The organism is Polaromonas sp., from assembly GCF_029945685.1.
Lineage (GTDB): Bacteria > Pseudomonadota > Gammaproteobacteria > Burkholderiales > Burkholderiaceae_C > Polaromonas.
Genome location: NZ_JAQSDA010000012.1, coordinates 136387 through 147417 on the forward strand (window position 1 = coordinate 136387; position 11031 = coordinate 147417).

Sequence of the window (11031 nt, forward strand, 5' to 3'; positions counted from 1 at the left end):
ATAACTCAGTGTGCGGCGCCAGAGGCGGCCAATTCAGCCTGTGCGGGAACGACTGGGGGTACCGCCGGCGGCGCACCGGCCGCCGCCAGCAGCGGCGCGGCATGAGCAATGCGTTCCCTCACCCGGTCCAGCAAATTGTTGCGAGCTGCATCATAAGCCCGATTCAAGGCCTGCTCGAAGGCGAAGGCGTCGGCAGAACCGTGGCTCTTGAAGACCAGACCGCGCAGGCCCAACAGGGCCGCGCCGTTGTAGCGCCGGTAGTCCATGCGATTTTTAAGCGCACTTAGAACCGGATAAGCCATGATGGCAGCAGTTTTCGTAAAAATATTGCGCGAAAATTCAGCTTTGAGAAATCCGACAATCATGCTCGCCAGACCTTCGCTGGCCTTGAGCGCCACATTGCCGACGAAGCCGTCGCAGACCACGATGTCCACCACGCCCTTGAAAATGTCGTTTCCCTCAACATTGCCATAAAAGTTAAGATCACCGCTTTTAGCAGCAGATCGAAGCAATTCGCCGGATTTTTTGATAATTTCGCTGCCTTTTATCGCCTCTTCACCGATATTGAGCAGGCCCACGCTGGGGTTGGACTTGTCATTGATGGCTGCCACCAGGGCAGAACCCATGACCGCAAACTGGAACAGGTGGTCCTCGGTGCAGTCGACATTGGCCCCGAGGTCGAGCACCGTGGTGGCGCCGCCTTTGCCATTCGGGATTTGCCCGGCAATCGCGGGACGGTCAATGCCGTCCAGTGTCTTGAGGATATAGCGCGAAATGGCCATCAGTGCGCCGGTGTTGCCGGCCGAAACCGCGGCTTGCGCGGCGCCTTCCTTGACCTGCACGATCGCCACCCGCATGGACGAGTCTTTTTTGCGTCGCAGGGCAACTTCGATCGGATCGTCCATCGCCACCACCTCGGCGGCAGGAACCATCACGCAGCGTGGGTGGGTCTGAAGACGGGGAAACAGCGGGTGGACCGCCAGCACGGCAGGCTGGCCGACCAGCAGAATGAATGCTTCGGGATGACTGTCCAGGAAGGACAGGCTGGCCGGCAGGGTGACTGCCGGGCCGACATCCCCGCCCATGGCGTCGACGGCTATCCTGATCATGGCAGGACCGGTGCAGTCAGAAAAGGGGAATTCAACAAAACAAAGGCCCGCAGGATGAGTGCGGGCCAGTCGTTAAAGCGCGGGATTACGCTTCGGATTTTGTTTTCAGCACTTTGCGGCCACGGTAAAAACCGGTGGGGCTGATGTGATGACGCAGGTGCGTCTCACCGGTGGTGGACTCGACAGCAATGCCCGGAACGGTCAAAGCGTTGTGCGCACGGTGCATGCCGCGCTTGGAAGGTGATTTTTTGTTCTGCTGGACGGCCATGATCCGCTCCTGAGGGGGTATAGGGTGGGTAAATTACGCACAAAACCCGTGAGCGGGTCCTGGCGCCAAGCCTTTAATTATAGCGCGATACCGCTGGCTTTTCCAGTGCGCACTGCAAGGCAGGCGCCAGGACCCTGAAAAACCCTCTCAAACGACACCTCCAGCGGCTCCTGGCCCCGTGCAGCCGGGCGCCGCCCGGCAAGTCCGCTTGTGGGCTATTTTTTCTTTTTCAGCTCCGCCAGTGCGGCAAAAGGGTGGGGTTTGGCGTCCTCCTGCTGCGCCAGCTCACCCTCGCCAGCACTGAACACCGGCGTCACCGGACAGGTCTCGTGCATGGGGACCAGTGGCAGGGCCATCAGCAGTTCGTCCTCGACCACAGCCAGCAGGTCGAACTGCGGCGCCATCACCAGCAGGTCTTCCTCGGACTGGTCGTCCTCGGCCATGGCAATGTCTTCATCGGCGACAAAGCGGTACCACTGGTTCACGTCCAGCGCGGTGGGCACTGCGCCCATGCAGCGCTGGCAGGTCAGCGGCAGCGTGGCACTGGCCTGCAGGTGCAGCCAGACCTCGTCTTCGCCACCGGCGTGCGGCCGCAGCTCGGCCCGCGCCTCCCAGTCAACAACCAGATCGGGCGCCAGCCCATGCAGTTCCTGCGCCAGGCGCTCCATATTTGATAGTGGCGTGCGCTCGACGAGCGGTTTGCCCTCCTGGGCGAAAGCCTGCATGTTGAGCCGGCGGGCGTGAAGATGTCTGGACATGGCAGCAGTGTAAGAGAATCGTCGCATGAACCCTGTACCTTCTCCGGATGCCCACAAGGGCGCCGCCCTCCCCGCCGCGCGCCGCCTGATTCTGGGCTCGACCTCGCCCTACCGCCGTGAACTGCTGCAGCGCCTGCGGATTCCGTTTGACGTGGCCGCTCCCGCCGTCGACGAAACCCCGCGGCCCGGCGAAGCCCCGGCAACCCTGGCATTGCGGCTGGCCCTGGACAAGGCGCGTGCCGTGGCTGCGGCTTTCCCCGATGCGGTGGTGATCGGCTCCGACCAGGTCGCCGACCTCAACGGCCAGTGCCTCGGCAAGCCCGGCAACCATGCCAATGCCGTCGCCCAGCTTCGCCAGATGCGCGGCCAGAGCGTGGTGTTCCAGACCGCCGTGGCCGTGGTCTGCCTGCAAAGCGGCTTTGAACAGACCGACCTGGCCGCAGTGAAAGTGCAGTTTCGCGCCCTCAGCGATGAGGAGATCGAAAACTACCTGCAGGCCGAGCAGCCTTACGACTGCGCCGGCAGCGCCAAAAGCGAAGGGCTGGGCATCACCCTGCTGGACGCCATCGGGAACGACGATCCGACCGCGCTGGTCGGCCTGCCCCTGATACGCACCTGCCGGATGATCCGGGCCGCCGGCATTGCGCTGTTGCCGGCACGCAAGGACCAGCCATGACCGGCGCCCCCAAAGGCCGGCTTTACCTCGTGCCCGCGCCGCTGGATTTCGGCTGTGATGTGCAGGCCCCCCTGCAGGATGTGATGCCGCTGGGCACGTTGCAAATTGCCGCAACGCTTTCCTGCTGGATTTGCGAAAACGCCAAAAGCACACGCGCCTACCTCAAGCGGGTGGGCGAGGTGATGCCACTGCAGCAGCCCATCCAGGCCCAGCAGATCCAGGAGCTGCCGCGCGAGGTGCATAAAAAAGGCGACCATGGCGGCAACTTCGATGCCCGGCCGCTGCTGGCGGCTGCGCTGGCCGGCCGCGACATTGGCCTGGTCAGCGAAGCCGGCATGCCGGCGATTGCCGACCCGGGCTCGTCCGTTGTGCGCGCCGCCCATGACCTGGGCCTGCAGGTGCTGCCGCTGGTGGGGCCGATGTCGCTGATGCTGGCGCTGGCCGCCAGCGGACTGAACGGCCAGAATTTTTCGTTTGTCGGTTACCTGCCGCAGGACGGCGGCGAACGCAGCCAGCGCATCCGCGAACTGGAATCGCTGTCGCTGAAAACCGGCCAGACGCAGATCTTCATTGAAACGCCCTACCGCAACACCGTGCTGCTGCAGGCCCTGCTTCAGACGCTGCAGCACAACACGCGGCTGGCCTTGAGCTGCGGCTTGAGTCTGCCCGGCGGCTGGTCGCACAGCGCCTCCATCAGCATGTGGAAACGCGACAAGCCTGCTGCACCGCTGGCCCTGCCCACGGTGTTCTGCATCGGCCGTTAAACCCGCCCGGCACCAAAAAAAAGCCCGCAACGAGCGGGCTTTTTTGACCGGACAACCGGAAAACGGGTGCGCTGTTTCAGCGAATCGCAGGAATCGTCTTCAGCGTGCGGATGGCGCCGTCCCCGATGGCTGCACCAAACTTCTTGGCCAGACGCTCGGCGACGTTGTCCCGGCGCGTGTAGTCGATGATGTCCTCGGTCTTGACGATTTCGCGGGCCACATAGTCGAGCGAGCCCAGCTGGTCAGCCAGACCCAGTTCGATCGCCTGCTGGCCGGTCCAGAACAGGCCACTGAACATCTCCGGCGTTTCCTTCAGGCGCTTGCCGCGGCCGTTTTTGACCACCGTGATGAACTGCTGGTGAATCTGGTCCAGCATGGCCTGCGCATACACGCGCTGCTTGTCGGTCTGCGGGCTGAACGGATCGAGAAAGCCCTTGTTTTCCCCGGCCGTCATGAGACGGCGCTCCACGCCCAGCTTGTCCATCAGGCCGGTAAAACCGAAGCCGTCCATCAGCACGCCGATGCTGCCGACGATGCTGGCCTTGTCGACAAAAATCCTGTCGGCCGAAGCGGCGACGTAATACGCCGCCGAGGCACAGGTTTCTCCCACCACGGCATAAACGGGCTTCTTGTGTTTGGCCTTAAGGCGCACGATCTCGTCGTTCATCATGCCGGCCTGCACCGGACTGCCGCCGGGTGAATTGATCAGCAACACCACCGCCTGGGCACCCTCGTCTTCAAACGCAGCGCGCAGTGCGGCATTGACAAACTCGGCGCTGGCGTCGGCGCCATCGGCGATTTCTCCCTTGATTTCCACCACCGCGGTGTGCGGCGCGCTGACGTTGCTGGTGGCCGCGCCGCGGTGCATGGCAAACCACACCAGGAACACAAAAAAGGCCAGCCAGGACAGGCGCACAAAGGTTTTCCAGCGGCGTGTGGCCTTCTGCTCGTTCAGGGCGGCAAAAGCGAGTTTTTCCAGCGTCGCGCGCTCCCAGCCCGGCTCGGTGCCCGGGGCGTTGCGGTTTGCTACGTTTTCAGGAGCTGTTTGTGCCCGTGTTTGCTGGGCTGAAGGCCTGTCTGGATCGAAATCCGGGTGGTCGGACGGATCGGTGCGGTTTGAATCATTCATACGGGTAGTTTAGAACTCCAATGTTTTAAGTTTGTAGGACGTGTGCCAGAAAACAAGGCCTTCGCCTTCCGAAATGTCAATTTTGACCAGCCCGCCCTGGCAGGGGCCGCCGCTGCACTCACCCGTGTCGGGCCGGTAGGCCGCGCCGTGGCTGGCGCAAAGCAGCCACTGACCGCTGTCGTCGAAGACCCGGTTGGGCTGCCAGTCCAGCTCCATCGCCACATGGCTGCAGCGGTTCAGGTAGGCGTGGGGCTTTCCTTCGAAGCGGACAGCAAAGGCGCGGCAGGTCTGACCCGCGTAGTTCACGTCGAAGGGCACGGCCTGCCCGCCATCGGCCAGTTCACTGGATTGACACAGGGGAATCAGCGATTCATCCATGGCAAAACGCATCCATCCGCATCAACAAGCGTGGGACGCCCGGCGCATACGAAATGACAAGCCCGGGGCCCCGGTCTTCGCCAGCCAGGGCCGCGGATCCGGCTCTGCCGGTCCGCGGGCGCAGCGCCCCCCCGGGGGGCAGTGCAGTACACGCAGTGACAAACGTGGGGGCCATTTCTCAGGCGTTGCGGGCCAGCCAGTCGTGCAGGTCCTGCACGGAATGGGCGACAAATCGGGGCTGGAGGGCGTCAAAGGCCGCACTTTCGTGCGCGCCGTAACTGACCCCAACGCTGGCGCAGCCGGCATTGAGCGCCATCTGGAGGTCATGGGTGGTGTCACCAATCATCAGCGTGCGCGCCGGGCTCACGCCAAATTCGTCCATCAGCTCATGCAACATGCGCGGGTGCGGCTTGCCGGCGGTTTCATCGGCGGTGCGCGAGCCGTCAAACCGGCCCTTGAGCTCGACCGCCTGCAGCGCCTCGTCGAGGCCGTGCCGGCTTTTGCCGGTGGCCACGCTCAGGAGGTGGCCGCGCGCCTTGAGCGCGGCCAGCAGCGGCAACACGCCGTCAAACAGGCTGATGTCGTTCTGGTGGCCCATGTAGTGGTGCCGGTAACGCGCGCCGAGTTCGGGGTATTTCTCGGGCGGGACATCGGGCGCCGCATGGGCCAGCGCCTGCATCAGCCCCAGGCCGATCACATAACCCGCGGCTTCGTCGGTCGGCACCGTGCCGCCCACGTCACGCACTGCCGCCTGGATGCAGCGCACGATGATTTGGGTCGAATCGAACAGCGTGCCGTCCCAGTCGAAGGCAATCAGGTCAAAGTTGAGCGGGGAGGACGGGCGTGGCATGGGTCGTGAAACTCTCGAGATCGGGGGGAAGCGCGGCCAGCAGGTCAATGCGTTTGCCGCTGGACGGATGGGTGAACTTTAACCGCCAGGCATGAAGAAACATGCGTTTGAGGGCAACGCCACCCGCTTCTTTTTGCAAGGTTTTGTTCAGCTCGAAGTCGCCGTACTTGTCGTCGCCAGCAATCGGGTGGCCGGCGCTGGCCAGGTGCACCCGGATCTGGTGGGTGCGGCCGGTCTTGATGGTCACCTCGAGCAGTGAAAAATCGCGCCCGGCAGCGGCCAGCGTCGATTTCACCTTGACCAGGGTCACCGCACGCATGGCGTCCGGATGCGCCTTCTCCACCACCCGCACGCGGCGCTCGCCGTCGGGCAGCAAATATTTCTGCAGGGAGGCGTCCAGCACTTTTTTATTGGCCGGCCAGGCGCCGCTGACAAGCGCCAGGTAAATCTTGTCGGTTTCGCGCTCGCGAAACTGCTCCTGCAGGTTTTTCAGCGCCATCCTTTTCTTGGCGACCAGCAAAATGCCGCTGGTTTCGCGGTCCAGCCGGTGCACCAGCTCCAGGAAGCGCGCCTCGGGCCGCGCCATGCGCAGCTGCTCGATCACGCCAAAAGCCACACCGCTGCCGCCATGCACGGCCACGCCGGCCGGTTTGTTTATGGCCAGCAGGTGCTCGTCTTCAAACAGGATGGGGAACTCCCGTGACGGCGCGTAACCTCCTGTGGTGGACGCGGCCCCGTGGCGGGCCACCTCGACGGCCATGGCCTTCGCCTTGTCGTCGGCCCGCTCCGAGGTGCGCACCGGCGGCAGGCGCACGATGTCGCCGGCCTCGACCCGGGTGTCGGCCTGCACCCTGCCCTTGTTGATGCGCACTTCGCCGCTGCGGATGATGCGGTAAACATGGGTCTTGGGCACGCCCTTGAGCTGGCGGATCAGGAAGTTGTCCAGCCGCTGGCCCGCAAAGTCAGCGTCCACTGTCACCAGTGTGGCCTGCGGGGCGGCTTTCGCCGCAGGCTCCGTCGGTGCCTGCAAAGGCGGAGGGGGTCTGGGTCGGTCCGGCGGCGCCGCCGTCTGGGGTTTACCCGGGCGGCGTGTTTTACCTGAACCTGCGCCTATAATGTGTTTCACTAGCGACAAGCTGTAAGTGGTTGATTTGTCTGGGAGTTTAGTCCACACACCCATCAACCCACTGCAACAGCCTTGCTGGAAGGTCGACGCCACTGGCAGCAAATGCCCCCACGCGCAAGGTGCCAGACACCCCGCGGCAGGAACATGTTGTGCAGACGAGTCGACGTTTTGCGAACACAACTACGGAATACGATGTGTGCAGCCCCACGGGCTGGACACGGATCCAGGTGAAATCTGGTCTTTGAATGGGTAGCCCTTTGACAACAACACTGGTTGGACTGATCTCTCTGTGCCTGCGGCGCTTTTTAGCCCCGCTTTCAGGCATGAATCAGCTGCCAGCCCTTGTTGCACGGGCGCAAGCAGCTACTTTTTTGGTAGCAAACACCTGTCAGACCCCGACTCGCCCCATCCACGCGCCTACGCCCAGACCGCTCCGCTGACTGATTTTTTCAGTCGCCATGGCGCGTCAAAAGCTCTCCGGCAATTCCCCACGTTCGCACAGCGTCTGCTCCCGGCGTCGTTTGCCCGTTTTTCGGGCAGTGATGTTTGAGACAGAAGAACGAAGGAACCCCCATGAAACGCATGCTGGTCAATGCCACCCAGTCGGAAGAACGCCGCCTGGCCATTGTCGACGGACAAAAACTCCTCGACTACGAAATTGAAATCGAAGGGCGCGAACAGCGCAAGGGCAATATCTACAAGGCGGTCGTGACACGTGTCGAGCCCTCGCTCGAAGCCTGTTTTGTCGACTACGGTGAAGACCGCCACGGCTTTCTGCCGTTCAAGGAAATCTCCAAGCAGTACTTCGCCCAGGGCGTGTCGGTCAGCCAGGCGCGCATCCAGGACGTGATCCGTGAAGGCCAGGAAATCCTGGTCCAGGTCGAAAAGGAAGAACGCGGCAACAAGGGCGCCGCCCTGACCACCTTTGTCTCGCTCGCCGGCCGTTACGTCGTGCTGATGCCGAACAACCCGCGCGGCGGTGGCGTGAGCCGCCGTATTGAAGGCGAAGACCGGGCCGAGCTGAAAGAGAACATGGACCAGCTGGAATACCCGGCAGGTTCGAGCATCATCGCCCGCACCGCCGGCATCGGCCGCAGCGCCGCCGAGCTGCAGTGGGACCTGAACTACCTGATCAAGCTCTGGACCGCGATTGACGGCGCCGGCAAGGGCGGCAAGGGCGCCTACCTGATTTACCAGGAATCGAGCCTGGTGATCCGTGCGATCCGCGACTATTTCAACAGCGACATCGGCGACATCCTGTTCGACACCGACGACGTCTACGAACAAGCGCGCCAGTTCATGGCCCACGTGATGCCCGAGCACGAGCACCGCGTCAAGCGTTACCGCGATGACGCGCCGCTGTTCAGCCGTTTCCAGATCGAGCACCAGATCGAGTCGGCCTACGCCCGCACCGTGCAGCTGCCCTCCGGTGGCGCCATCGTGATCGACCACACCGAAGCGCTTGTGTCGGTGGACGTCAACTCGGCCCGCGCCATCAAGGGCGGCGACATCGAGGAAACCGCCACCCGCACGAATCTGGAAGCCGCCGACGAAGTCGCGCGCCAGATGCGTCTGCGCGACCTGGGCGGCCTGATCGTCATCGACTTCATCGACATGGAGGAGTCGCGCAACCGCCGCGACGTTGAAAACCGCCTGCGCGACGCGCTGCGCCAGGACCGCGCGCGTGTGCAGTTCGGCACCATCAGCAAGTTCGGCCTGATGGAAATGAGCCGTCAACGGTTACGGCCTGCGTTGTCAGAAGGCGCATCCATTCCCTGCCCGCGTTGCGGCGGCTCCGGACACATCCGCGATACCGAAAGCTCGGCGCTGCAGATCCTGCGCATCATCCAGGAAGAGTCACTCAAAGACAGCACGGCCTCGGTGCTGTGCCAGGTGCCGGTCGATGTGGCTTCTTTCCTGCTCAACGAAAAACGCTCGGAAATCAGCAAGATCGAGATGAAGCAGCGCATCAACGTGCTGCTGGTGCCCAACAAGACGCTGGAAACACCGAACTACAAGCTCGAGCGCCTGAAACACGACGACCCGCGCCTGGACAACATCGAGGCCAGCTACAAGATGGCCGAGGAGATGGAAGACCCGACCACGGTCACCCGCCGCAGCCAGGAAAAGCACAACAAGCAGGAACCCATCATCAAGGGCGTGCTGCCCGATGCACCGGCGCCCATCGTTGTGCCCAAGCCGGCACCGGCGCCGGCACCGGTGGCGGCCCAGCCGGTCCGGCCGGTGGTGGCCGCGCCGGCGGAAAAAAGCTTCTTTGCCAAACTCAAGGAGTTTTTTGTAGGCGCCGAAGCAGCACCTGCGCCGGCGCCTGTCAAGGAAGTCAAAAAAGACGAACGCGGCGAAGGCCGGCGTGACGAGCAGCGCGGCGAACGGGGTGAACGCAGCGAGCGCGGTGAGCGCGGCGGCCGGGGTGAACGCGGCGGCCGTGGCGGCCGTGCTAGCCGCAGCGAAGGCCGATCTGGCGAAGGACGTGGCGAAGCCCGTCCGGACCAGCGTGGTGGCGAACGTGGTGAACGAGGTGAGCGTGGCGAAGGACGTGGCGGCGAGCGCCGTGAGCGCAATGCCGATGGCCGCGCCGAAGGTGCCCGCCAGGAACGTCCCGCCGGTGAAGTACGGCCTGAAGGCCGCAACAACGAAGCCCGTCCCGAGCGCGCAGAACGTCCTCCGCGTCCTGAAGGCCAGGGCGACGGCGACGGCCGCGGCGAGCGTGGTGAACGCAGCCGCCGTGGTCGCGGCGAACGTGGCGCCGAGCGCGGCGGTGAACGTGCCGACCGCCCGGCGCGCGACTCCATCGAGCAGGATCTGGCCCTGGCCAACCAGGCCGCCATGGCCGCAGCCATGAACGAAGGTGATACCGCACCGCGCCAGGAACGTCCGGCACAGGACGCCGGCCGCGAGGGCGAGCGCCAGCCGCGCGCTGACGGCCAGGGTCGCCGTGAACGCGGCGAGCGTGGTGGTGAAGCCCGTGGTGAGCGTGGTGAACGCGGCGAGCGCGGCACCGGCCGTCGCAACGAACGTCGTGACGAGCGCACCGACGGCAGCACGGCACCCGCCGCCGCCGCCCAGGCCGACAGCTTTGATGCAGCCCACCCCGGCGTCGTGGCTGGCCTCGACGAAACCGGCAACCCGGTGGTGCCGGCTTCTTCCACCGACATCCAGCCGCGCGCTGAGGGTCAGGAAGAAGGCCAGGACCGCCAGCCGCGCGAGCGTCGCAGCCGTGACCGTTATGGCCGCGACCGCCGCGAGCGCTCGGAGCGCAGCGACCAGCCCGCAGAAGGCCAGGCCGAAGGCGCAGCCCCGGTCGCCGTTGAAAGCTTTGAGCCAAACCAGGCCACAGCGCAGGTAGCACAAGCGCCGGCAGCTACTGAATTTGTAGCATCTGTGGCACCCGTGCCGGCAACGCCGGTGCCAGCACCGGCCCCAAGGCCAGCACCTGTCGCCGCGCCGGCTGCTGTACCCGCAGCACGCACGCTGCCGAAAGTCCAGACCTACGACTTGCCGCTGCAGGACCTGGCCCAGGTGGCCCAGTCCTCCGGTCTGCAATGGGTCAATTCCGACGCCAGCAAGATCGCGGAAATCCAGGCCGCGATGGCGGCCGAACCGAAACCGATCCATGTGCCACGCGAGCGCCCACCGGCACCGCAGCTGGACGCCAGTCCGCTGGTGCTGGTCGAAACCAAGCGCGACCTGCGCGACATGAACCTGCCGTTCGAGCAGCCTGCCGCGCCGGCAGCGGGTGAACGCACGGAGTAATCCTGCCGTTCGTGCCGGTCTGGCACTTCAGATCAAAGGCAGCTTTCGGGCTGCCTTTTTTTCGTCTGTACTGGGGGCGTGCGTTCGTGCTCCCGACGCAACGAGGTCAAGCCATCACAAGCCTCGACTTTATGGGGTTTGCCTGCAAGCCGGGTCTCGCCCCGGCGGGCGACTTACTTTTCTTTGCTTCGCCAAAGAA

General features: G+C 64.1%; 10 protein-coding genes. 3 read left to right on the forward strand and 7 right to left on the reverse strand.

Annotated elements, in window-relative coordinates:
- Positions 1-5: 5 nt before the first annotated feature.
- The 3 genes from plsX to PSV26_RS09480 all read right to left on the reverse strand — a co-directional run bounded on the left by plsX (position 6) and on the right by PSV26_RS09480 (position 2135).
- Entirely contained in the window at positions 6-1109 is a 1104-nt protein-coding gene (gene plsX, locus PSV26_RS09470; RefSeq protein ID WP_300570069.1) for a phosphate acyltransferase PlsX, read from the reverse strand.
- A gap of 85 nt (positions 1110-1194) precedes the next feature.
- Positions 1195-1377 carry a 50S ribosomal protein L32 gene (gene rpmF / locus PSV26_RS09475; RefSeq protein WP_096669354.1) on the reverse strand — a complete coding sequence of 61 codons (183 nt, stop codon included), beginning with the start codon at positions 1375-1377 and terminating at the stop codon, positions 1195-1197.
- A 215-nt stretch (positions 1378-1592) separates the two neighbouring features.
- A complete protein-coding gene (locus tag PSV26_RS09480) occupies positions 1593-2135 on the reverse strand; it encodes a YceD family protein (protein ID WP_300570071.1) in 543 nt (180 codons plus the stop codon).
- A gap of 25 nt (positions 2136-2160) precedes the next feature.
- Between PSV26_RS09480 and PSV26_RS09485 the strand changes: the two genes are divergently transcribed.
- On the forward strand, positions 2161-2811 hold the full coding sequence (locus PSV26_RS09485; protein ID WP_300570074.1) for a Maf family nucleotide pyrophosphatase: 651 nt from the start codon (positions 2161-2163) through the stop codon (positions 2809-2811).
- Positions 2808-3575, forward strand: a complete 768-nt coding sequence (locus PSV26_RS09490) for an SAM-dependent methyltransferase (RefSeq protein ID WP_300570077.1) — start codon at positions 2808-2810, stop codon at positions 3573-3575. Before PSV26_RS09485 ends, PSV26_RS09490 begins: the two co-directional genes overlap by 4 nt.
- 76 nt (positions 3576-3651) lie before the next feature.
- On the opposite strand, the gene PSV26_RS09495 is transcribed toward PSV26_RS09490, so the two are convergent.
- From PSV26_RS09495 to PSV26_RS09510, 4 genes are all read right to left on the reverse strand, one after another.
- Positions 3652-4704: a S49 family peptidase gene (locus PSV26_RS09495; protein WP_300570080.1), complete on the reverse strand. Its 1053-nt coding sequence runs from the start codon at positions 4702-4704 to the stop codon at positions 3652-3654.
- A 9-nt stretch (positions 4705-4713) separates the two neighbouring features.
- Positions 4714-5082: a Rieske 2Fe-2S domain-containing protein gene (locus PSV26_RS09500; RefSeq protein WP_300514734.1), complete on the reverse strand. Its 369-nt coding sequence runs from the start codon at positions 5080-5082 to the stop codon at positions 4714-4716.
- 178 nt (positions 5083-5260) lie between these two features.
- Positions 5261-5932, reverse strand: coding sequence for an HAD-IA family hydrolase (locus tag PSV26_RS09505; protein WP_300570082.1), 672 nt, complete (start codon positions 5930-5932; stop codon positions 5261-5263).
- Positions 5901-7058 (reverse strand): RluA family pseudouridine synthase, encoded by a 1158-nt coding sequence (locus tag PSV26_RS09510; RefSeq protein ID WP_300570084.1) that lies wholly within the window; start codon positions 7056-7058, stop codon positions 5901-5903. Before PSV26_RS09510 ends, PSV26_RS09505 begins: the two co-directional genes overlap by 32 nt.
- A 573-nt stretch (positions 7059-7631) precedes the next feature.
- Between PSV26_RS09510 and PSV26_RS09515 the strand changes: the two genes are divergently transcribed.
- Entirely contained in the window at positions 7632-10832 is a 3201-nt protein-coding gene (locus PSV26_RS09515; protein ID WP_300570087.1) for an Rne/Rng family ribonuclease, read from the forward strand.
- The last annotated feature ends 199 nt before the right edge of the window (positions 10833-11031 follow it).